This window comes from Bacillus sp. NPDC093026 (assembly GCF_044754665.1).
Lineage (GTDB): Bacteria > Bacillota > Bacilli > Bacillales > Bacillaceae > Bacillus > Bacillus maqinnsis.
The window spans coordinates 77,219-98,849 of the sequence record NZ_JBIVPN010000005.1 but is presented as its reverse complement, the minus strand read 5'-3'; the positions used below and the strand labels follow the sequence as shown (position 1 = coordinate 98,849).

At 40.7% G+C, this 21,631-nt stretch carries 24 protein-coding genes, 1 riboswitch and 1 other annotated feature; of the genes, 21 read left to right on the top strand and 3 right to left on the bottom strand.

Going from position 1 to position 21,631, the window contains the following annotated elements; all coding sequences use genetic code 11:
• Window positions 1–71 precede the first annotated feature (71 nt).
• The 14 genes from ACIQCE_RS12465 to pheA all read left to right on the top strand — a co-directional run bounded on the left by ACIQCE_RS12465 (window position 72) and on the right by pheA (window position 10,511).
• Entirely contained in the window at window positions 72–1,094 is a 1,023-nt protein-coding gene (locus ACIQCE_RS12465) for a rod shape-determining protein (protein ID WP_353855060.1), read from the top strand.
• Between the two features lie 17 nt (window positions 1,095–1,111).
• Window positions 1,112–2,011 (top strand): rod shape-determining protein MreC, encoded by a 900-nt coding sequence (gene mreC, locus ACIQCE_RS12460; protein WP_400495258.1) that lies wholly within the window; start codon window positions 1,112–1,114, stop codon window positions 2,009–2,011.
• Window positions 2,008–2,526, top strand: coding sequence for a rod shape-determining protein MreD (gene mreD, locus ACIQCE_RS12455; protein ID WP_400495257.1), 519 nt, complete (start codon window positions 2,008–2,010; stop codon window positions 2,524–2,526). The genes mreC and mreD overlap by 4 nt, the downstream gene beginning before the upstream one ends.
• A 54-nt stretch (window positions 2,527–2,580) precedes the next feature.
• The gene (gene minC / locus ACIQCE_RS12450) at window positions 2,581–3,264 is read left to right on the top strand and encodes a septum site-determining protein MinC (protein ID WP_353855063.1); all 684 of its coding nucleotides are present in this window, start codon (window positions 2,581–2,583) and stop codon (window positions 3,262–3,264) included.
• Window positions 3,265–3,266: 2 nt separating this feature from the next.
• Window positions 3,267–4,070, top strand: a complete 804-nt coding sequence (gene minD, locus ACIQCE_RS12445; RefSeq protein WP_353855064.1) for a septum site-determining protein MinD — start codon at window positions 3,267–3,269, stop codon at window positions 4,068–4,070.
• Between the two features lie 112 nt (window positions 4,071–4,182).
• Window positions 4,183–4,965, top strand: a complete 783-nt coding sequence (locus ACIQCE_RS12440; protein WP_353855065.1) for a peptidoglycan DD-metalloendopeptidase family protein — start codon at window positions 4,183–4,185, stop codon at window positions 4,963–4,965.
• Window positions 4,958–5,827, top strand: coding sequence for a M50 family metallopeptidase (locus ACIQCE_RS12435; RefSeq protein ID WP_400495256.1), 870 nt, complete (start codon window positions 4,958–4,960; stop codon window positions 5,825–5,827). Before ACIQCE_RS12440 ends, ACIQCE_RS12435 begins: the two co-directional genes overlap by 8 nt.
• A gap of 66 nt (window positions 5,828–5,893) precedes the next feature.
• Window positions 5,894–5,966: a sequence feature (ribosomal protein L21 leader region), on the top strand.
• Between the two features lie 12 nt (window positions 5,967–5,978).
• Window positions 5,979–6,287, top strand: a complete 309-nt coding sequence (gene rplU / locus ACIQCE_RS12430; RefSeq protein WP_353855067.1) for a 50S ribosomal protein L21 — start codon at window positions 5,979–5,981, stop codon at window positions 6,285–6,287.
• A 14-nt stretch (window positions 6,288–6,301) separates the two neighbouring features.
• A complete protein-coding gene (locus ACIQCE_RS12425; protein ID WP_400495255.1) occupies window positions 6,302–6,646 on the top strand; it encodes a ribosomal-processing cysteine protease Prp in 345 nt (114 codons plus the stop codon).
• A 5-nt stretch (window positions 6,647–6,651) separates the two neighbouring features.
• Window positions 6,652–6,936, top strand: coding sequence for a 50S ribosomal protein L27 (gene rpmA / locus ACIQCE_RS12420; RefSeq protein ID WP_003216586.1), 285 nt, complete (start codon window positions 6,652–6,654; stop codon window positions 6,934–6,936).
• A gap of 273 nt (window positions 6,937–7,209) precedes the next feature.
• The gene (locus ACIQCE_RS12415) at window positions 7,210–7,803 is read left to right on the top strand and encodes a Spo0B C-terminal domain-containing protein (protein ID WP_400495254.1); all 594 of its coding nucleotides are present in this window, start codon (window positions 7,210–7,212) and stop codon (window positions 7,801–7,803) included.
• A gap of 21 nt (window positions 7,804–7,824) precedes the next feature.
• The gene (obgE, locus tag ACIQCE_RS12410; RefSeq protein WP_400495253.1) at window positions 7,825–9,111 is read left to right on the top strand and encodes a GTPase ObgE; all 1,287 of its coding nucleotides are present in this window, start codon (window positions 7,825–7,827) and stop codon (window positions 9,109–9,111) included.
• A gap of 55 nt (window positions 9,112–9,166) precedes the next feature.
• Window positions 9,167–9,610, top strand: a complete 444-nt coding sequence (locus ACIQCE_RS12405; RefSeq protein WP_400495252.1) for an ACT domain-containing protein — start codon at window positions 9,167–9,169, stop codon at window positions 9,608–9,610.
• A 19-nt stretch (window positions 9,611–9,629) separates the two neighbouring features.
• Window positions 9,630–10,511 carry a prephenate dehydratase gene (pheA, locus tag ACIQCE_RS12400; protein WP_400495251.1) on the top strand — a complete coding sequence of 294 codons (882 nt, stop codon included), beginning with the start codon at window positions 9,630–9,632 and terminating at the stop codon, window positions 10,509–10,511.
• A gap of 156 nt (window positions 10,512–10,667) precedes the next feature.
• On the opposite strand, the gene ACIQCE_RS12395 is transcribed toward pheA, so the two are convergent.
• Together ACIQCE_RS12395 and ACIQCE_RS12390 are read right to left on the bottom strand one after the other, a co-directional pair.
• On the bottom strand, window positions 10,668–11,210 hold the full coding sequence (locus ACIQCE_RS12395; RefSeq protein WP_400495250.1) for a transcription repressor NadR: 543 nt from the start codon (window positions 11,208–11,210) through the stop codon (window positions 10,668–10,670).
• 3 nt (window positions 11,211–11,213) lie between these two features.
• Entirely contained in the window at window positions 11,214–12,356 is a 1,143-nt protein-coding gene (locus ACIQCE_RS12390; RefSeq protein ID WP_400495249.1) for an IscS subfamily cysteine desulfurase, read from the bottom strand.
• 80 nt (window positions 12,357–12,436) lie between these two features.
• Between ACIQCE_RS12390 and nadB the strand changes: the two genes are divergently transcribed.
• The 7 genes from nadB to ACIQCE_RS12355 all read left to right on the top strand — a co-directional run bounded on the left by nadB (window position 12,437) and on the right by ACIQCE_RS12355 (window position 20,835).
• Window positions 12,437–14,026 (top strand): L-aspartate oxidase, encoded by a 1,590-nt coding sequence (nadB, locus tag ACIQCE_RS12385; protein ID WP_400495248.1) that lies wholly within the window; start codon window positions 12,437–12,439, stop codon window positions 14,024–14,026.
• Window positions 14,008–14,871 carry a carboxylating nicotinate-nucleotide diphosphorylase gene (gene nadC / locus ACIQCE_RS12380; protein WP_400495247.1) on the top strand — a complete coding sequence of 288 codons (864 nt, stop codon included), beginning with the start codon at window positions 14,008–14,010 and terminating at the stop codon, window positions 14,869–14,871. Before nadB ends, nadC begins: the two co-directional genes overlap by 19 nt.
• Window positions 14,858–15,967 (top strand): quinolinate synthase NadA, encoded by a 1,110-nt coding sequence (nadA, locus tag ACIQCE_RS12375; protein ID WP_400495245.1) that lies wholly within the window; start codon window positions 14,858–14,860, stop codon window positions 15,965–15,967. Before nadC ends, nadA begins: the two co-directional genes overlap by 14 nt.
• A gap of 131 nt (window positions 15,968–16,098) precedes the next feature.
• Window positions 16,099–17,271 (top strand): SafA/ExsA family spore coat assembly protein, encoded by a 1,173-nt coding sequence (safA, locus tag ACIQCE_RS12370; RefSeq protein ID WP_400495244.1) that lies wholly within the window; start codon window positions 16,099–16,101, stop codon window positions 17,269–17,271.
• A 133-nt stretch (window positions 17,272–17,404) separates the two neighbouring features.
• Complete coding sequence (locus ACIQCE_RS12365; RefSeq protein WP_400495243.1) at window positions 17,405–18,031, top strand: YhcN/YlaJ family sporulation lipoprotein; 627 nt, start codon at window positions 17,405–17,407, stop codon at window positions 18,029–18,031.
• Window positions 18,032–18,305: 274 nt separating this feature from the next.
• A riboswitch (TPP riboswitch) is annotated at window positions 18,306–18,414 on the top strand.
• 125 nt (window positions 18,415–18,539) lie between these two features.
• Window positions 18,540–20,297, top strand: a complete 1,758-nt coding sequence (gene thiC, locus ACIQCE_RS12360; RefSeq protein WP_400495242.1) for a phosphomethylpyrimidine synthase ThiC — start codon at window positions 18,540–18,542, stop codon at window positions 20,295–20,297.
• 358 nt (window positions 20,298–20,655) lie between these two features.
• Complete coding sequence (locus ACIQCE_RS12355) at window positions 20,656–20,835, top strand: hypothetical protein (protein WP_400495241.1); 180 nt, start codon at window positions 20,656–20,658, stop codon at window positions 20,833–20,835.
• A 36-nt stretch (window positions 20,836–20,871) separates the two neighbouring features.
• Here the strand turns inward: ACIQCE_RS12355 and ACIQCE_RS12350 are convergent, their stop codons facing one another.
• Entirely contained in the window at window positions 20,872–21,516 is a 645-nt protein-coding gene (locus ACIQCE_RS12350; protein WP_400495240.1) for a protein kinase family protein, read from the bottom strand.
• Window positions 21,517–21,631 lie beyond the last annotated feature (115 nt).

Sequence of the window (21,631 nt, the reverse complement as noted above, 5' to 3'; positions counted from 1 at the left end):
TTACGATATAATAGAGTTTATGAGTTTTTCCCTAAAGGGAATTTTGGTTTAAGAAAGGAAGATACATACATATGTTTGGAATTGGTACAAAAGACCTTGGAATAGATCTTGGAACAGCGAATACGCTTGTGTTTATTAAAGGAAAAGGCATTGTTGTAAGGGAGCCTTCGGTCGTAGCTTTGGAAACTGATACGAAGTCTATAGTGGCAGTCGGAAATGATGCAAGAAACATGATTGGTCGTACACCTGGAAATGTTGTGGCACTTCGCCCAATGAAAGATGGGGTTATTGCAGATTACGAGACAACAGCAAAAATGATGAAATACTACATTAATCAGGCATTAAAAAACAAAGGACTATTTGCTCGAAAGCCATACGTCATGGTTTGTGTTCCATCTGGTATTACAGCAGTAGAAGAGCGTGCTGTGATTGATGCAACAAGACAAGCCGGTGCACGTGATGCATACCCGATTGAAGAGCCTTTTGCTGCGGCGATTGGTGCTAACTTACCTGTCTGGGAGCCAACAGGAAGTATGGTTGTGGATATTGGCGGCGGTACAACAGAAGTGGCCATTATTTCACTTGGCGGCATTGTGACGTCTCAATCTATCCGTGTTGCAGGGGATGAAATGGATGAGGCAATTAGTAGCTACATCCGCAAAACTTACAATTTGATGATTGGTGACCGTACATCAGAAGCGATTAAAATGGAAATCGGTTCTGCACAACCAGATGTACATGATGAGATGGACATTCGCGGACGTGACCTGTTAACTGGTTTACCAAAAACGATTTCCATTACAGCCGAAGAAATTGCAAAAGCGCTTCGCGATACGGTGGAAGCAATTGTGGATGCGGTGAAAGTAACACTTGAAAAAACACCACCTGAACTGGCAGCAGATATTATGGATCGCGGGATTGTCTTAACAGGCGGCGGTGCACTGTTACGTAATCTTGATAAAGTCATTAGTAATGAAACAAAAATGCCAGTTATTATTGCCGAGGATCCATTAGATTGTGTGGCAATTGGAACAGGAAAAGCACTAGAACATATTCACTTATTCAAAGGAAAATCAAAAGATAATCGAGCGTAAATAAAGAGGTGTAAGACATGCCGCAGTTTTTTATGAATAAAAGATTCATGTTGCTCCTTGTCTGTGTCATCGTACTGGTGGCCATGATTGGTTTTTCAGCGAAAAGCGGCAGAGGTGCTTCATGGCCGGAAAAATTAGTAGGTGATACGACAGGCTTCTTTCAAGGTGTCTTTCATACACCATCACAATTTATTGCCGGTATTTATGGGAACGTACAAGATTTAAAGAACACATATGATGAAAACGAACGACTGCGAAAAAAGCTAGATGGACAAACCCAGTATGAAGCTAAACTTCAAGAACTTGAAGATGAAAACAAAAAGCTTCGCAAACAGCTCGGTTATGTGAACTCCATTCGTGATTATACGCCAATCCTTTCAACAGTTATTGCAAGAAATCCGTCACTTTGGGATAACTTTGTGATGATTGATAAAGGAAAGAGGCAAGGTGTTGATAAAGATATGGCCGTCACAAATGAGAGTGGTGCTTTAATTGGGAAAATTGAAAGTGATAAGCTCTACAATTTTACTTCTACTGTAAGGTTGCTAAGCTCTACAGACCAAAATAATAGAATTTCAACGAAAATTTTTGCGAAAAAGGGCAAAGAAGAACTCAATGGAATTATTAACGGCTATGATAGCAAGAAAAAAATGCTGACAATGAATATTTTAAAATCTGATGCTGATGGAGATGTCAAAAAAGGAGATCTAGTTGAAACATCAGGAGCAGGGGGCGTTTTCCCGCAAGGCTTAACGATTGGTAAGGTAAGTGAAATTGAACCTGACCATTACGGACTGACAAAAATCATTTATGTAGAACCAGCTGCTGAGTTAAACAATTTAGATCGTGTGATTGTTGTGAAACGTAGCACAAGTACAGCAGATGCATCTGAATTAACGGAGGAGGAAGGATCGTGAAACGTTTCCTCCTTGCTTTCGTCATGTTGTTTATCTTTGTGTTTGACAGTATTTTTGTTGATTTAGTTAAGCTCCCGTTTGTTTCAGAGAATCAAATTTTAGCACCTCACTTCATCTTGCTCGCACTTGTATTTATGACTGCCTATATCAATCAAACATATGCTGTGATTTACGGATTTGTATTTGGACTTTTATATGATATTTCGTATACAGGTATACTTGGCGTACATATGTTTGGCTTTGGTGCGCTCTGCTATTTGTTAGCTAAAGCCTTCAAGGTACTTCAGACGAATATCTTAGTTGTTGTCTTTCTGTCTATCATTGCTGTTTCAGTAATGGAATTTTATGTTTACGGCGTTCAAGCGACGATTCAACCGGGTATTATGCCTTTTAATACGTATGTGATCGAACGCTTTATTCCAACGATTCTTTTAAATACTGCTGCGTCTCTCATACTTGTTGTGCCGCTAAGGCTGTTTTTCATCAATGTGAAACAAGGACTGATCGACGAATAAAAGCAGGAATTTGTCCATTTACGGCGAAATGAGTATGTTGTTGAGGTGAGCATCTTGAAAACTCAAAAACAGCAATATGTGACGATAAAAGGAACAAAAAACGGATTAACTTTACAGTTAAATGATAACTGTTCGTTTGAAGATCTTCTTTCTGGCTTGCGTGAGGTGCTATTACTTGAGCAGTATACAGATGGAAGAGAAGGACACAAGGTCAATGTGCATATTAAACTGGGTTTTCGTTATTTAACAGAAGAGCAGGAGGCACGTTTGACGGAAGCTGTGTCTGAAAATGAACACCTTATCATTCATTCAATTGAAAGTGACGTCATGTCTACTGAAGAGGCGAGACGATTAAAAGCAGAAGCTGAAATCACGTCTGTGGCAAAAATCGTACGCTCTGGGCAGGTGCTATATGTCGAGGGCGATCTCCTTTTAATTGGGGATGTCAACCCCGGCGGCACAGTTCGTGCAGGGGGAAACATTTTTGTGCTTGGCGCTTTAAAAGGAGTTGCGCATGCTGGTTGTAATGGGAACAAACAAGCCGTTATTTCGGCATCTCGTATGATTCCAACACAACTTCGCATTGCACAAGTATTTAACCGCGCACCAGATCAAAGAGAAGACGGAAATGAAATGGAATGTGCTTATTTAGATATAGATGGCAATATGATCATTGAACGCCTGCAGCAATTGGCTCATATAAGACCTAATCTGACAAGGCTTGAGGGAGGAATGTGAAATTGGGCGAGGCTATTGTGATTACCTCAGGAAAAGGCGGCGTTGGCAAAACAACAACATCTGCAAACTTAGGCACAGCATTAGCAATTCAGGGGAAAAAAGTGTGTCTTGTTGATACCGATATTGGACTTCGGAATTTAGATGTCGTGATGGGGCTTGAAAACCGCATTATTTATGATCTAGTAGATGTAGTAGAAGGAAGATGCAAAATTCATCAAGCACTTGTCAAAGATAAGCGTTTTGATGATCTTCTCTATCTTTTACCCGCTGCTCAAACGAGCGATAAAACCGCAGTGGAACCAGAGCAGATGAAAGAATTGATTCAAACATTGAAACAGGACTTTGATTATGTTGTCATTGATTGCCCTGCTGGTATTGAGCAAGGCTTTAAAAATGCTATTTCAGGTGCAGACAAGGCCATTGTCGTGACGACACCAGAGATATCAGCTGTCAGAGATGCGGACCGGATTATCGGTCTTTTAGAGCAAGAAGACATTGAACCGCCTCGTTTAATTGTGAACCGCATCCGTACTCACATGGCTAAAAATGGTGATTCGATGGATGTGGATGAAGTCGTGCATCACCTATCTATTGACCTTCTTGGGATTGTAGCCGATGATGATGAAGTGATTAAGGCTTCAAACAATGGTGAACCGATTGTGATGGATGCCAAAAACAAAGCATCTATTGCTTATCGAAATATTGCACGCCGTGTACTTGGTGAATCTGTTCCACTACAATCGTTTGAAGAAGAAAACAAGGGCATGTTTGCAAAGCTCAAAGCGTTTTTTGGCGTGAGAGCATAATCTATCACGATAAAAGACAGACCGATTCGATCAGAATCGGTCTTTTTTATTGCATATCGCAACAGTTTGTCACATAAAATGTACAAACTGTTTGTATGTAAAGGGTGATCTCATGAAACGAGTGGACGAGTATAGAAAAAAAGTTGCACAGCGTCGCAGAACAAAGCAACCTGCTATGCCAAAGAAGACGGCTTTAAAGAATAAAGACGATATTCCGCCATGGGTCATGTTGACAGAAAAAGAAAAACATTCAGGAGCAACTTCCTATGAGGCTTCTCATCCCAATAAATATCGGCATCCATTGTTTAACCCAAATACCTTTGTATTGAAATGTTTAATCTCCGCTTCCTTTGTTTTAATCGCAGCCATATCATTCAAAGGGCAGGCAGGTCCTTTTCAGCAACTGAAACCATTTATCAGTCAAACTTTTGAACAAGATTTTCAATTTGCTGCCGCCAATCAATGGTTTGAGAAGACAGTAGGTAACCCTCTTGCTTTTTTAAAAGAGGAAAAGGAGGGTCAAAAAGACGTACAAGCCAATCGAGAATTGGCTGTTCCTGCATCTGGAAAGGTGCAAGAATCATTCACTCAAAATGGGGCTGGAGTCAAAGTCGAAACATCCTCTGAAGCCATTGACAGTATGAAAGAAGGGTATGTTGTAGAAGTGAAAAAGAAAAGTGACACAGGACTGACTGTAGTGGTACAACATGCGGATAACAGCTACAGCTGGTACGGTCAATTAAAGGAAGCGGATGTTGCATTGTATGATTTTGTAGATAAGGGTGAAAAAATCGGTCAAATTTCACTTAATGATCAAGGCAAAGGAACCTACTATTTTGCGATTAAGCAAAATGAACATTTCATTGACCCGATTCAGGTGATCACTTTTGAATAAATGGCTTTTAATGCTGACGAAAATTCACATTCACCCGCTTCTTTGGATGGTGATGGCGTTTGCTATTCTTTCAGGGCAAATCAAGCCGCTCCTTTGTTTGCTTATTATTGTAAGCGTCCATGAGCTTGGGCATGCATCGGCTGCTTGTTATTATCAGTGGCGTATGAGACAAATTTTTTTATTACCCTTTGGCGGTGCAGTAGAGGTAGAAGAACATGGGAACCGTCCATTAAAAGAAGAGCTGGCGGTCATTTTATGTGGACCGCTTCAGCACTTGCCGCTTCAACTGTTTGCATGGATGCTAATGGAATCATCTTTTTTATCATATGAAATATATACCGTTTTCACCTTTTATAATATGGCGATTCTTCTTGTGAACCTTTTGCCGATTTGGCCGCTTGATGGCGGAAAACTATTCTTTTTGCTCTTATCTGCTTTCTATCCTTTTCAACGTGCACATGCCCTTGCGCTAAAAGGTTCACTTGTCTTTTTCTCACTTTTGGCAGTAGGTTTAATCTGTTTTGCCCCGCTTCAATTCAACGGCTGGGTCCTGCTCACTTTTTTAGCCCATTCACTTGTGATGGAATATCGGCAGCGACATTACGTCAGGGTTCGCTTTCTGTTAGAACGTTATTACGGAAAGAAACAGCAAAAGGTAGAGAGACTTATTCCGCTAAAAGCGCGTGCTGAAGACAAAGTATATGACGTCATGGCACGATTTCAAAGAGGCTGTAAGCATCCGATTATTATTGAGAGAAATGGTGTGAAAGTGAGTCAGCTCGATGAAAATGAATTGCTTCATGCCTATTTTTCAGATCGAAGAACGACTTCCTCAATGGAAGAGCTTCTTTTACCATATTAACGGTGAAAATACATTGACATTCATCGTCTAATTTGATATATTTTTTAATGTTATGGATATGTAGCACCCGTGCTACAACCGCACGAAGCAGGTGTAAAGTGCCTATGGCCCCCTGTATTCGGCGAGTCTGAGTTTATTAGGAGGTGCAGAGATGTACGCAATTATTGAAACTGGTGGTAAACAAATCAAAGTTGAAGAAGGCCAAACTGTTTATGTTGAAAAACTAGCTGCTGAAGCAGGTGAAACAGTTACTTTCGAAAACGTATTGTTTGTCGGCGGAGACACTGTAAAAGTGGGGAACCCTTCAGTTGCTGGAGCAACAGTAACGGCTAAAGTTGAAAAACAAGGTCGCGGTAAGAAAATTACTGTGTTCAAGTACAAACCGAAGAAAAATAACCACAGAAAACAAGGTCATCGTCAACCTTACACTAAAGTTGTTATCGAAAAAATCAACGCTTAAGGCGTGTGAGTGATATGATCAAAGCAACCATTACTCGGTCAATATCAGATGAAAGCATTACGTCCTTTCAGATGACTGGACATGCCGAGTTTGCTGACAAAGGTCAGGATCTTGTTTGTGCAGGTGTATCTGCCGTTGTTTTTGGCTCAGTCAATTCAATTATTGCACTGACAGGAATTGATCCGTTGTTGGATCTTGGAGAAGAAGGCGGATATTTTTATTTTGAATTACCGGCTGAAACAGATCCATCTTCCTTTGAAAAAGCCCAGTTGCTGTTAGAAGGAATGGTCATTTCCTTAGAGACAATTGAACGAGATTATCACGAATATGTGAAATTATCAACAAAAAATAGGAGGTGAACTTCATGCTTAGATTAGATCTTCAATTTTTCGCATCTAAAAAAGGGGTAGGTTCTACAAAGAACGGACGTGACTCTGAGTCTAAACGTTTAGGCGCTAAACGTGCTGATGGTCAATTCGTAACTGGTGGTTCTATCCTTTATCGTCAACGTGGAACAAAAATCTATCCAGGTGAAAACGTTGGACGCGGGGGCGACGACACTCTTTTCGCTAAAATCGACGGAACTGTTAAATTCGAACGTTTCGGTCGTGACCGTAAAAAAGTGAGCGTATATCCTGCGGCACAATAATTGCTAAAAACTCCGGTCATTGACTGGAGTTTTTTTCACTATCAAGGGACATATTGGTTTAAAATGTGATACCAAAGATGATAAAAGAAGATGTACTCCATCAATATCAAAGAACGCATGCTGACTTTGCCTCATTTTCTCCTATTCATCAGAAAAAACAACCTTACCTCACATAACTAGTGTTTTTCTAATCTGTCTTCTCTGTTATAATTCAGAGAGACATAATGATGATAAGACTCCTAAAAGAGAGACCAAACGATTGGGAGTGCGATAATGGAAGAGATACGAAGTAAACAAAATGAAAAATTAACTCACGTTGCATTAACAAATGAACTGATTGCGCTGTTAAGTCGTTCACGACATGACTGGATGAATAAACTGCAGTTGATCAAAGGCAACTTGACTTTAGAAAAATATGACCGTGTGTTTGAAATTATAGAAGAGATGGTCATTGAAGCACAGCATGAATCCAAACTCTCAAATTTAAAAATTCCCCAATTGACCTATTACTTTCTTACGTTTAATTGGGAGTCGCATTTTATCACCTTAGAATATGAAGTGCTCGGTGAAACCCGAGACTTATCAGCGTATGACACGCAGCTTCTAACGGTATCACAGGAGTTGTTTTCGATATTCGAACAATCAGTTTGCCAAAAAACTGAAAATCATTTAACGGTTACATTCCAAACAGATCATCAAGAGGATGATGTCGTGTTATATTTTGATTTCAAAGGAAAATTAATAAGTTTGGATGCACTTAATGCATTTCATGATGCAAACGATCCATGTATGAGTATAACGCAATTTCATGTGACTCCTCATGAGTCCATGATTGAGCTTTGTTTGAAGCAAGAACGAGATGTGTGATGTAGAGAAACGGAGGAAGTTATGTTTGTAGATCAGGTGAAAGTGTATGTTAAAGGCGGTGACGGCGGAAATGGTATGGTGGCGTTCCGTCGTGAAAAATATGTGCCAAAAGGTGGACCAGCAGGCGGTGATGGTGGAAATGGTGCAGATGTTGTGTTTGAAGTTGACGAAGGACTCCGAACGTTAATGGACTTCCGTTATAAGCGTCACTTCAAGGCTGATCGTGGTGAGCATGGGATGAGCAAAAACCAGCATGGCCGAAATGCAGAAGATTTGGTGGTTAAAGTTCCACCTGGTACGGTTGTCACAGATGAGGCGACCAAACAGGTCATTGCTGACTTAACAGAGCATGGTCAGCGGGCAGTTATTGCAAAAGGTGGAAGAGGCGGACGAGGAAATTCACGCTTTGCCACACCGGCAAACCCTGCACCTCAGCTTTCTGAAAATGGGGAACCAGGTAAAGAACGAAATGTCATCCTAGAATTAAAAGTGCTTGCAGATGTTGGACTTGTTGGATTCCCAAGTGTCGGTAAATCGACTTTGCTCTCCACTGTCTCTTCTGCTAAACCAAAAATTGCGGATTATCATTTTACGACACTTGTGCCGAATCTAGGGGTCGTAGAGACAGATGATAATCGAAGTTTTGTCATGGCGGATTTGCCTGGACTCATTGAAGGTGCGCACCAAGGTGTTGGTTTAGGACACCAATTTTTACGTCATATCGAGCGTACACGTGTCATTGTCCATGTCATTGATATGTCTGGGCTTGAAGGGCGTGACCCATACGAAGACTACTTGACGATTAATGAAGAGCTTGAGCAATATAATATGAGATTGATGGAGCGTCCGCAAATCATCGTAGCCAACAAAATGGATATGCCAGATGCAACTGAAAATCTGGCAGCATTTAAAGAAAAACTAACCGATGATCATCAAGTCTTTGCCATTAGTGCCATCACAAGAGAAGGACTTCGCGAGCTCTTATTTGAAATCGCCAATCAGCTTGAAACAACACCGGAATTTCCGCTTTATCATGAAGAAGAGCTATCAGATAACCGCGTGATGTACAAGTTTGATGAGGGAGAAGCGCCATTTGAAATTTCAAGAGATCCTGACGGTACGTTTGTTCTAACGGGACAAGCACTTGAACGACTCTTTAAGATGACAGACTTCTCAAGAGATGAGTCGGTTAAACGTTTCTCAAGACAACTTCGCGGAATGGGTGTCGATGATGCTCTTCGTGAGCGTGGTGCGAAAGATGGCGACATCATTCGTCTGCTTGAATTTGAATTTGAATTTATTGATTGATCACAAGGAGGGTCCAGTATATGGGCTCTCCCATTTTTAAAAGGGGAGAAAAAAGGTGAAAGAAGAAACGTTCTATTTAGTGAGAGAGGATGTACTCCCAGATGCGATGAGAAAAACGCTTGAAGTCAAAAAACTGCTTGATCGCAAAAAAGCCGATTCGGTAGCCGATGCTGTTCAAAAGGCTGATTTAAGCCGTAGTGCTTTTTATAAATATCGGGATGCTGTTTTTCCGTTTTATACGATGGTCAAAGAGCAGATCATCACATTGTTTTTCCATCTTGAAGATCGGTCTGGGGCCCTTTCAAGACTTTTACAAATTGTGGCTGATTCTGGCTGTAATGTTTTATCCATTCACCAAACCATTCCGCTACAAGGAAGAGCGAATGTGACCCTATCAATTAGTACGGCTGGTATGGAAGATAATATTAATGCAGTCATGACTCAATTGAGAAAACTTGAATTTGTCGAAAAAGTTGAAATTCTAGGTTCTGGGGCGTAAAAAGGAGAGATCATAGCAGATGAAGCAATTAACTGTAGGTTATTTTGGACCAGAGGCAACATTTACTCATTTGGCCGTATGCTCTTGTTTTCCAAAGGACGCAGTGCAGCGGGCATATGCAACGATCCCGCAATGTATGGACGCTGTATCAAAAGGTGAAGTGGACCTCGCAGTTGTGCCGCTTGAAAATGCATTAGAAGGGTCTGTGAACTTAACAATTGATTATTTAATTCATGAAGAGGCTCTTTCCATTGTGGGAGAAATGACGGCACCGATTCGGCAGCATTTGCTCGTCCATCCATCTAGAGCGGAAAGCTGGGAGACACTAGATGTGATTCAGTCACATCCGCATGCGATTGCACAGTGTCACCAATTTCTGAAAAGACAGTTTCCTCATATCCCGCATCGTCCAGTGGAATCAACAGGATATGCAGCGAAATATATTAGTGAACATTCGGATGAGGCAGTTGGGGCTATTGCCAATGAGATCGCAGCGAGAACATACGGATTGACGATTGCTAAAAAAGATATTCATGATTATCCGCACAATCATACACGCTTTGTCATATTACATAAAAATCCAAAGGCGTCATTCCCAATGAATTCTGGTTTTTCTTCAAAACCGAAAACCACAATCGTTGTGAGCCTGCCAAAGGATGATCAATCAGGTGCACTGCATCGCGTGTTATCTGCTTTTTCTTGGCGAAATCTCAACTTGTCAAAAATCGAATCTCGTCCAACAAAAACGGGTCTCGGGCAATATTTATTTATCATTGACATTGAAAAAGAAATGGATAATGTCCTTGTACCCGGTGCTATTCAAGAATTAGAAGCGATTGGCTGTGAGGTCAAGTTGCTAGGCAGCTACCAAACATATGAATTATCGAATGACAGTGTGTAGACAAGTCATGTTTTCGTTGTCTAATCTTGAGTGCTGGTGCTCGGGTTTTCCTAAACTTCATAGGTTTACATGCTGAAAAAGAAGACAAAGGGCTAAAACAACTATCATTTTAGCCCTTTGTCAATCATCTGATAGTGTCCCTTTTCGCAATATTTTTTAATCGGTAATGAGAAAACCAGCTTCATTCAATGCCTTTATCGCTTGATCAAGGTGATTTTGGCTATAAGCAGTCAGTGTATGTAAATGAACACCATCTGTTAGCTCTGACAAGTAGGATGCCCCTGTGTTTGAAATCTTTTGAACAAAGTCAGCCACTTGTTTACGTGTGCTGACGTGAATTGAAGCTGTCAGCTCACCGTAGACAGGATGTTCAATAATGACGTCTTTCACTGTCACACCAAAGTCTACAATCAGCTTAAGCTCCTCTTCCGTTCGTTGAGGATCATGCTTGCAGGCGATAATCTGTTCAATTTCCCTTTCAGGAGCTTGCCGTGGCGTCATATAGACATACCCTTGGCTTGTCGCAATAATAGGTACATTTTTTGCTTTGAGTAATGAAATATCCTGGACAATCACTTGCCTTGATACAGCGGCTTTTTTGGCTAAAAAGCTTCCAGTAAGGGGTGTATCGGTTTCTTTCAGCCACTCTAAAATCGCACTTCTTCTCTCTTCTCCAATCAGTTTCCTTTCGTGCTCCACGTATTATTCTCCTTCCTTCTCTTTTTGCAAATTCTTGAATGTATGCAAAAGCTGATCGATATCATCTTTTGAGGTCATTCGTCCAAACGATATCCGAATGAATTGCAGTGCATCGCGATCTGATATATGTAATGCCTTCACAGCAGGGGAAGGATGGTGATAACCAGAAGCACACGCGCTTCCAGTGGATATACAAATCCCATGCCTGTTACATGCTAACATGACATATTGTCCTTCAAATCCTTCGAAAAAACAACCAATAATATGGGGCAGCATGCGGCGCTTTCCATTGTCATGTAGCGTACGGACAGGCAGTTGCTGTTTTTTTAATTGTTGAATGAAGTAATCTCGAAGCTGACAATCAAGTTTGTGCTGCTCTTCTAACTGGAGAATGGTTTGTTCACTTGCAGCAACAAAAGCACCGATGCATGGAACGTTCACAGTGCCTGGGCGAAATCCATTTTCCTGTACAGCACCTGTATATAAAGGCTTCCAAGGAACTTCTGTGCTCATATATACAGCTCCAGCGCCCTTAGGTGCATACACTTTATGGCTAGAGATGGATATAGCATCTACACCAAGCTCCTTCATCGATACACGGATCTTTCCAAATGTTTGAACAGCATCTGTATGGAAGAATACATGTCTTTTTTTCAGAAGGGGTGCTAGTTCAGCAAGCGGCTGAATAATTCCTGTTTCTGAATTTGCATGCTGTATAGACACGAGTCCTGTTTCGGGCAATAAGGCTTCTTCTAGTATGTCCTTTGTGATGATGCCTTCTTCATTTGGTTCGATGATGGTGACCTTTACCCCGCGATGGGTTAAGGCATTTACCGCATAATGAACCGAAGGGTGTTCCATTTTTGTTGTGACGATATGCTGTTTATGTGCTGGCAATCCATTCATGATCGAATGAATAGCAAGTATATTTGATTCAGTCCCACCGCTTGTAAAAAAGACCCCATCTGATTGGCCGTCAAGAAGCTTGGCAAGCGATTGTCTGCTATAGGTTAAAATCTCGTTTGCTTTTCCCCCTGCATCATGAAGGCTACTTGCATTGCCATAGCAATCTCTACTAAGTTGCTGAAAAACATGAAGTGCCTCCTTAGAAACTGGTGTAGAAGCTGCGTAATCTAAATAAACCAACCTTAGCCATCTCCTGTATGAAAATTTTTTCTTGTAATTATTGTATTGTTGTGTAATGATATGTGTCAAGACAGGTGTAAATGACAGGAGGGTCAAGTGTGTCGTCATTCAAAAAAGTCATTGTGGTTGGATCGGGGATTGCAGCACTATCCTTTGCTAGAACCATCTCGGATAACTGTCAAGTTATCATGATGACAAAAAATCAATATTCCTCTAGTAATTCAATGCTTGCGCAAGGAGGAATAGCCTCAGCTTTCTCAGCACATGATTCGGTTGAAAAGCACATGCAGGACACATTAGTTGCTGGCTGTGATCATCAAGATCTTAAGACCGTGCTGGATGTATTACGGCGAGGCAAGGAACTTGTAAAGCAACTCGTAGAAGAAGGCTGTCCTTTTGATAACGATGAAGATGGCATTCTGCAATTAGGCAAAGAAGGGGCGCATTCTACTGAACGTATTTTACATGCGGGCGGAGATCAGACAGGTAAGACCCTTGTGCAGTTTTTAAAAAAACAGCTCGGCTCGCATATTCATTTATATGAAAATCATCACGTCATTGATCTTTTAGTCAATGAAGGGAAATGCTTTGGTGTTGTATGGAAAGACGAGAAAGGGCACACACATACAATGACTGCAGATGCTGTTGTTTTGTCTACAGGAGGCTGTGGTTCCTTATATGAGACAAATACAAATGCCCCTTCTGCAACTGGAGATGGGATCATGATGGCCTATCGTGCTGGTGCTCAATTAGTGGATTTAGAGTTTGTTCAATTTCATCCTACACTTCTAACGATTGATGGAAAAGCAGTTGGTCTTATTTCAGAGGCGGTGAGAGGAGAAGGGGCATACTTAGAGGATGAAACAGGTAGACGAATCATGGCAAGAATTCATCCGCAGGTAGATTTAGCACCTAGAGATGTTGTTGCTAGAGCTATTTATAATGAGCAAGAGGCTGGTCATCAAATTTATCTTAATATTAAAGGCATTCCACATTTCTCCACGCGCTTTCCAACCATTTACGCGCTATGTCAACAGGCTGGGATCGATATTAGAAGCGGCAGGTTGCCAGTTTCTCCTGGTATGCACTTTTTAATGGGCGGGATCATGGTAAATGAACATGGAGAAACAGCCGTTCAATCATTATTTGCAATAGGCGAAGCGGCGTGTACAGGTTTACATGGAGCCAATCGGTTAGCAAGTAATTCTCTTTTGGAAGGTCTTGTTTCAGGTAACAAAGCTGCCCGGCGAATTGAACAAATGCCAAAGCGACATGTGAAAGTACCTTCTGTTGAAATTCAAGAAGTATGGCAAGTTCCAGACATCTCAAAAACAAAACTGAGACATTTGATGACAAAATATGCGGCGATTGTGAGACATCAGAAAGGCTTGCAGGCACTGCTAGCGGAATTAGAACATGTGTCTTTTCAGCCAATAAATGTGAAGGATATCACAAATGAGCAGGTGGAATTATTGAATTGTTGGTCATTAGCGATTTGTATGGCGAAATCTGCCCTTCTCCGTACAGAAAGCAGAGGCGGTCATTATCGAACGGATTATCCGAAAAGAGAAGATGCCTTCTGGCGAGGTAAACAAATTATTCATGAAAAAGATCAAGTTCAAATAATGAAAAATGAAAGGATCGGTGTCAATTGGAACGTTTACAGTTAAAGCGAATGCTCACGTATTTTTTTCAAGAAGATATTGGCTTTGGGGATGTGTCAGCAGAAGCCATTTTTGAAGATAAGAAAGGAACAGCTTACATCATGGCGAAACAATCGGGTGTACTTGCGGGGTCGCAAGTAATTGAAACGGGTTACCATTTGCTGAATGAACACATACATACTCAATTGTTCTTTCATGATGGTGAATGGTTGAATAATGGTGACGTTTTGGCCAAAATATCAGGACCGATCAACGATTTGTTAAAAGGTGAGCGGGTCATTCTGAATGTGTTGCAGCGAATGTCAGGAATTGCGACGCTAACACATGAAGCGATTCAAAGATTAGATGATCCAGCCATTACGATTTGTGATACGAGAAAAACAACGCCTGGATTGCGCATGCTAGAGAAATATGCAGTGAAAGTAGGAGGCGGAAAGAATCATCGATTTGGCTTATCAGATGGTGTGATGATCAAAGATAACCATATTGCAGCATGCGGTTCGATCCGTGAAGCTGTAGAAAAAGCAAGAACTTATGCTGGTCATATGGTAAAAATAGAAGTGGAAATTGAAACAGAAACGCAACTAAAGGAAGCAATTGAAGCGAAAGCAGATGTCATTATGTTTGATAACTGTTTACCAGATCAAGTAAAACGGTTTAAACAAATGACGCCAGAGACGATCTTGACAGAGGCATCAGGAGGGATCACGTTAGACACCTTGCCAAACTACAGGCATACAGGCGTAGATCTCATTTCCCTTGGCTTTCTCACACATTCTGCACCGTCATTTGATTTCAGTATGAATATGGAATTTAGTCACAAAGGGGGATCAACTCATGTCCATGCTTGATTTGTTAACAAATCAAAACGAGACCATGATGCCGGATGAATATAAGCACCGCTCTTATGACGAGATGAAAAAGCGAGTGATAGAAATAAAACAAGCTTTTGGTGAAAAACTTTTTATTCCAGGCCATCATTATCAAAAGGACGAGGTGATTCAATTCGCAGATGCGACGGGAGATTCTTTGCAGCTTGCGCAAATAGCGGCTGATAATCATAAGGCGGAATACATCGTCTTCTGCGGCGTTCATTTTATGGCTGAAACGGCTGATATGCTGTCAAAGAAGAACCAACACGTGTTGTTACCTGATATGAGAGCGGGCTGCTCAATGGCGGATATGGCGAATATGAAACAGACCGACAGAGCATGGGAAAAGCTCACAGATTTGTTTGGTGATACGATTCTTCCACTTACTTATGTGAATTCAACGGCTGCTATCAAAGCATTTGTTGGCAAACATGGCGGTGCTACTGTCACCTCTTCAAATGCCAAAAATGTGCTAAAGTGGGCACTCACTCAAAAAGAACGGATTCTCTTCCTTCCTGACCAGCATTTAGGACGTAATACTGCCTTTGATTTAGGTATTCCTTTAGAGCAAATGGCTGTGTGGGACCAGATAGAAGAGAAGCTCATCACCGATCAGCCTCTTCACAACATCAAAATGATTTTATGGAAAGGTCACTGCTCAGTACACGAGAAGTTTACGATCAAGAATATAGAAGAAATGAGAAAAAGGGATCGTGACATTCAAATCCTCGTTCATCCGGAGTGTACGCATGAGGTGGTGAGAGCATCAGACTTTGCTGGTTCAACGAAATTTATTATTGATACAATTGAACAGGCTCCACCTGGAAGCAAATGGGCGATTGGTACTGAAATGAATTTGGTCAAGCGTATTATAGATCAACATCCAGACAAACAAATTGAATCACTGAACCCAGATATGTGTCCGTGTTTAACGATGAACCGCATTGATTTGCCTCATTTATTATGGTCATTGGAAAGCATTGAAAAGGGCGAGCCGGTCGGTTTGATTCAGGTCGAAGAAGAAATCACAAAAGAGGCATTGCATGCACTGAATCGAATGTTGACCATTAGATAATCAAGTTTCCCCTCCTACAAGAAAACAAGTTTTTATCATATTGGCTTGTAAATATGCATAAATTTATATTGAAACATATTGTACTTCTGACATAACCGATACGTTCACGTTTTGCATAGGAGGGGAAAACGTTGAAAATTCATATTGTGCAAAAAGGAGACTCCCTTTGGAAAATTTCTAAGAAATATGGAGTCGACTTTCAAGAATTGAAAAAACTAAATTCACAGCTCAGTAATCCAGATTTGATTATGCCTGGTATGAAAATTAAGATTCCATCTAGTGGTGTCCCTGTGAAAACAGATCAGCACAAAGCAAAAGAAATGCCAAAGCCTAAAGAACATCCGTATGTGAAAGAAAAGCCTAAGGATGTCGTTCAAGTTCAAGACACAACGCCTAAAGAAAAGCCAAATGAGCCGGTTCCGTATGTACCGCCAGTCCCAAAGATAGAACAGCCAGTTTTCCCGCAAGTAGATGTGAACTATTATCAGACCAATCTTTATCAACCATTCACGCCTCCTCCAAAAAAAGAACATCATGAGAAAAAAGATCACTATCATGAAAAGAAAGATGATGTTCATGAGAAAAAGGATCACAAGGACCATTTTCATCATGAACATAAAGAGCATGAAAAAGATGAGGTGGCTAAGGGATATGATCCGTTCATTCATATTCCACAACAAAAAGAGGAGGGGAAAAACATGGAACATAACAATGACCCAAATCTGCCTAATTTCCCGCAAATGCCGAATGTAGGAGGAGCGAATGTAGGGGGAATGGCTGAAAATAAAGATCATCACCAACATCATCATGAGCAGTATGATCCTTATTATGGTTATGGCAGTTATACGCCGCCTGCTATGTATCCATATCCACAGCAATTAGTACCTGCTTCACCTATTTTACCGGGTTCAGGATTTTGTTATCCCGTTCAACCGTATTATCATCATATGATGCCGTATCCTTACCATGCTCAGCCATACTATCCGGCATATCAAGCGCCAGCTTATTATGGAGAAAATTATGAACATCAAGTAAATGATGGACACCATTTGCATCATCATATGCATCCAAATGCAAATGCCAACATGAATCAAGGTTTTTATCCAAATGGACCAAATGAAGCGTATGGCAAGGAAGACTGTGGCTGTGATGATGGCATGAAGCAACAACATCATCAACCATGGATGGGATATTATCCAAACCCTGTTCCTTATGGACAAATGGGTGCATATCCGCAGCATCCCATGCAGCAAAATCCAAATCAATCTGTTTTCGCAAGACCAGAAGAAGACGAAGAAGATTAGTGAACAAAGGGACGATCTCAATCGTTCCTTTTTTAGTTTATAAATGCCAGCTTGTTTTTCTCCTCAACTGTGCATGCTAAAAAAGAGCCTGTTTTGCGCTCATGAGATTGAATTAGCACAGGGGGTTTTTCGTTTGAAACAAAAATGGCAAACAACGATCGCATTATTGCTTCTTCCCATTGGTTTAACTGCATGTGGTGCAAATGACAATGCGGGTGTAGATACACGCTATAATCAATCAGGTCAACCTGTTGGTTATCATTCAAATCAACAGTCGACAGAAAATCATCAAGATCATCAAGGACCAGTTTCCGAGCTCATGGAAGGCATGAGAGAAAATACAACGAATGTTGATAACCGTGCACGTCCTCAAACTCAAACAGATGATCAATCCAGAATGCCGCTCACTGGCGGAGATGGACGCTATAGTCATGGAGACATGAATTATCATCAACAAATGTCGTTCTCTGGATATGATAAACAAGAGAATGTTCAGCGTTCAAGAAAAATTGCAAACCGTGTCAATAAAATGAACCACGTGGCAGACTCACAAGTAATGGTAACAGATGAAAATGTGTATATTGCCATTAAATCGGATGGACGTCTCACATCAAAGGGAATATCCCAAATAGAAGAAGCAGCCAATCGCTATGCGGATGGAAGATCTGTACAAGTCTTCAAAGATGAAGGCGTATTTACACGTTTTCGTGACATGAGAAGAACTCAATTTGAAACAGGTCAAACAGGCATGACGCGATAACAAGTGTTAAAAATGAAAAGGCTAAAGACAAAGTGTTCATGACATTTTGTACTTTAGCCTTTTCATTAAAAACAAACCTTAACCCTTAAATAACAGTAAATTGGAGTAGTGGATTTTTGCCAATAATGGAGATTCACTTCATTATTGTCTAATTCATGACTTTTCTTGTAATGAGAAAGTGTTCTATTGAAATTGTGTATAGGAAATAGGAACTATTTTCCTGAATGTTCTTTTTTTCATTTTGCACCTATGCTACACTGATGTGGAAGTAAATAAAAGTAACTAGGGGTGCCCTTTCATAGGGCTGAGAGAGAAGTGAGGCTTCTTAACCCTTTGGACCTGATCTGGCTCGTACCAGCGTGGGGAAGTTGAAGATAATACATGAGTCATTGAAATGACATTCATGTTTGTTCTGACGACTAACCAGGTTCTAAACAAGAGCCTGGTTTTTTGCTGGTGCTGATTCAATCCTGTCCTTTTACTGATTAAGAGAAGGGGAGAACAGCAAATGAAACGAAAAACAATTTTACAGTCAAACCAACCATTTATGTCAAGCTTTGACGGCAGTAAAAAGGTATATGAGCAAGGCTCAAGACCTGACATTTTAGTGCCGAAAAGGGAAATTACACTCTCAAATACGGTGACTCAAACTGGTGAAACACAAAATGAACCACTTCGCGTCTATGATACAAGTGGACCATATACGGATGAAAACGTTGAGATTGATGTCACAAAGGGATTGAAACGAATGAGAGCGGCATGGATCGCAGAAAGAGAAGACACAGAATCTTACGAAGGGCGTATTGTGAAACCAGAAGATAATGGATATCGTCTCAAGGAAAATCAATTGAATATGGATAATACAAAATTTTCCCATTCACCGCTCCGGGCAAAAAAAGGTGCATGTGTGACACAAATGCATTATGCGAAAAAAGGGATCATCACCCCAGAAATGGAATTTATTGCGATTAGGGAGCAGTTAAGTCCAGAATTTGTGAGAGAGGAAGTGGCCAGCGGAAGAGCGGTCATTCCAGCAAATATCAACCATCCTGAAAGTGAGCCAATGATTATCGGCAAGAACTTTCATGTCAAAATTAATGCGAATATTGGGAATTCAGCGGTGACCTCTTCTATTGAAGAAGAGGTAGAGAAGATGACATGGGCCATTAGATGGGGAGCAGATACAATGATGGACTTATCTACTGGAAAGGACATTCATACAACGAGAGAATGGATTATTCGGAATTGCCCTGTCCCTGTAGGAACTGTCCCGATTTATCAGGCACTTGAAAAAGTCAACGGAGTGGCAGAAGATTTGACGTGGGAAGTGTACAGAGACACTTTAATTGAACAAGCAGAGCAGGGTGTAGACTACTTTACGATTCATGCAGGTGTGCTATTAAGGTATATTCCGTTAACAGTAGACAGGGTAACAGGTATTGTCTCAAGGGGCGGTGCCATTATGGCGAGGTGGTGTCTGGCCCATCATAAAGAAAACTTTCTATATACCCACTTTGAGGAAATCTGTGAAATCATGAAAACGTATGATATTGCATTTTCACTTGGAGATGGGCTGAGACCAGGATCGATTGCCGATGCGAATGATGAAGCCCAGTTTGCAGAGCTAAGAACTTTAGGAGAATTGACTGATATCGCATGGAAACATGACGTACAGGTCATGATTGAAGGACCGGGACATATCCCTATGGATAAAATAAAAGAGAATGTAGATTTGCAGATGGAGATTTGCAAAGAGGCACCTTTTTATACATTAGGACCGCTTACAACAGATATTGCCCCTGGATATGATCATATTACATCAGCAATCGGTGCCGCCATGATCGGCTGGTATGGAACGGCTATGCTATGTTATGTGACACCAAAAGAGCATTTAGGTCTTCCGAATAAAGAGGATGTGAGAGAGGGGGTTATCGCCTATAAAATTGCAGCACATGCAGCTGATTTAGCAAAAGGTCATCCTGCTGCTCAAAAACGTGATGATGCATTATCGAAGGCTAGGTTTGAATTTAGATGGCGAGATCAATTCCACCTTTCTCTTGATCCAGAACGAGCACTTGCATTTCATGATGAAACACTGCCGGCTGAAGGTGCTAAAACGGCTCATTTTTGCTCCATGTGTGGACCGAAATTTTGCAGCATGAAAATCTCTCATGACATCAGGCATCAATCCGATCAAGTACAAAAAGAGATGGAGAAGAAGGCAAAAGAATTTATCAGTCAAGGAAGTCAGATTTATCAACCATAAAAAAGAACCTCTCACTCGTTTGGTGCGAGGTTTTATAAAACGGATGAAAGCTCTTATGACTACATGAAAGAACGTCCTAAGTGCAATGACCATTCTATAAAGGCATCTACTAGATGAAACCACACTGCTTTATTTTCTTTAGACGGTGCTCGGTTTTTCTTCCGTTTCATGAAACACTTTTTAAACAATATACTACATTAAAGTCAGATGAGTGGCTGTTTTGCGAGAATTTAAACAAAATGTAAACATCTTGTGTTTAAAAGCAAAGAAGCAGGGGAAACGGTTTAAATAGAGAATGAATGAAAAGAGCTAATCCAATTCAATGAGCGATCAAGAAAAAGTGGAAGGTGATCTTATAATGAAAGTATTTAAGGTAACATTTCATATGAACAATGGGGAAGTGCTTGAGTTCGAGTTGAAACGACCAGCTACCTATGATGTGTATAAAAAAATCGAGGAAGCAAATCATTGGTTTAAGCTCAATGATGACATCATCAATCTATTAAATGTTAATAGTATTCATGTTGAAACAAAATAAAACACCAAAAGCCGCTCCTCATTCGAGTGGCTTTTGTTATGATAAGAAATCATTTCTCTTGGTCATTTGATGACGAAAGAACCAGTTCTTTTTATACAAATACGCAATCATTTCAAGCCATAGGCGCGGCGCTTTTTTTGGAAAAAAAGGTTTTTGATAGTAGGCGTAAGCGGCTTTTAAGTCATCCCATTGATGACATGTTTTCGTTTGTGTGAAGCGAGCGACATCAATTACACGGACGCGACCTTCTTTCGTTAAGATGAGATTACGTAAGTGAATATCTGAAGGGTTTAACCCTTTCTGACGCGCTTCTTCTAATGCTTCATCCACCTGTTCAATCATATGTTTCTTAATCGGAATCCCTTTTGTCAGGCATTCATAAAAAGTGTAGCCTTTAATATATTCCATTAAAATATACTGATCACCTGACTCATAAATCGCAGGGTAGTAGGGGGAACCGGAAAGTTTTTCGTAAATAGCTGCCTCTTTTTGGGCAATCTTTTGACAAGAAGGAAAAAAAACTTTCAGCGCCATCTTCTGGTCGTCTTTTTTGTATGAGAATACATAGGCACTTCTTCCTTTGCCGCACAGCTCAAGCTCTGTCGGTTTTGTGACAAGCTTATTAAAGCGGTTTTCTTCATGATACTGAATAGATTCGGCTAATCTTTTTGCTTCTGTCATGGATTTCACCTTCTTTGGTATCAGTTTATGCGGCTAAAAACGAATGATGAAAAAACAGAATCATTCAGCATAACGGTGTATTGTATAAAACATAACACTTACGAAAGAAGTGTAC

What these genes read in the sequence shown, in the direction of transcription:
- nadB (WP_400495248.1), top strand. Translation starts at nt 12,437, where the DNA reads ATGACAGGAGGGTCAAGTGTGTCGTCATTCAAAAAAGTCATTGTGGTT.
- ACIQCE_RS12425 (WP_400495255.1), top strand. Translation starts at nt 6,302, where the DNA reads ATGATCAAAGCAACCATTACTCGGTCAATATCAGATGAAAGCATTACG.
- pheA (WP_400495251.1), top strand. Translation starts at nt 9,630, where the DNA reads ATGAAGCAATTAACTGTAGGTTATTTTGGACCAGAGGCAACATTTACT.
- ACIQCE_RS12350 (WP_400495240.1), bottom strand. Translation starts at nt 21,516, where the DNA reads ATGACAGAAGCAAAAAGATTAGCCGAATCTATTCAGTATCATGAAGAA.
- mreC (WP_400495258.1), top strand. Translation starts at nt 1,112, where the DNA reads ATGCCGCAGTTTTTTATGAATAAAAGATTCATGTTGCTCCTTGTCTGT.
- rpmA (WP_003216586.1), top strand. Translation starts at nt 6,652, where the DNA reads ATGCTTAGATTAGATCTTCAATTTTTCGCATCTAAAAAAGGGGTAGGT.
- ACIQCE_RS12415 (WP_400495254.1), top strand. Translation starts at nt 7,210, where the DNA reads ATGGAAGAGATACGAAGTAAACAAAATGAAAAATTAACTCACGTTGCA.
- thiC (WP_400495242.1), top strand. Translation starts at nt 18,540, where the DNA reads ATGAAACGAAAAACAATTTTACAGTCAAACCAACCATTTATGTCAAGC.
- nadA (WP_400495245.1), top strand. Translation starts at nt 14,858, where the DNA reads ATGTCCATGCTTGATTTGTTAACAAATCAAAACGAGACCATGATGCCG.
- ACIQCE_RS12355 (WP_400495241.1), top strand. Translation starts at nt 20,656, where the DNA reads ATGAAAGTATTTAAGGTAACATTTCATATGAACAATGGGGAAGTGCTT.
- ACIQCE_RS12440 (WP_353855065.1), top strand. Translation starts at nt 4,183, where the DNA reads ATGAAACGAGTGGACGAGTATAGAAAAAAAGTTGCACAGCGTCGCAGA.
- obgE (WP_400495253.1), top strand. Translation starts at nt 7,825, where the DNA reads ATGTTTGTAGATCAGGTGAAAGTGTATGTTAAAGGCGGTGACGGCGGA.
- rplU (WP_353855067.1), top strand. Translation starts at nt 5,979, where the DNA reads ATGTACGCAATTATTGAAACTGGTGGTAAACAAATCAAAGTTGAAGAA.
- ACIQCE_RS12465 (WP_353855060.1), top strand. Translation starts at nt 72, where the DNA reads ATGTTTGGAATTGGTACAAAAGACCTTGGAATAGATCTTGGAACAGCG.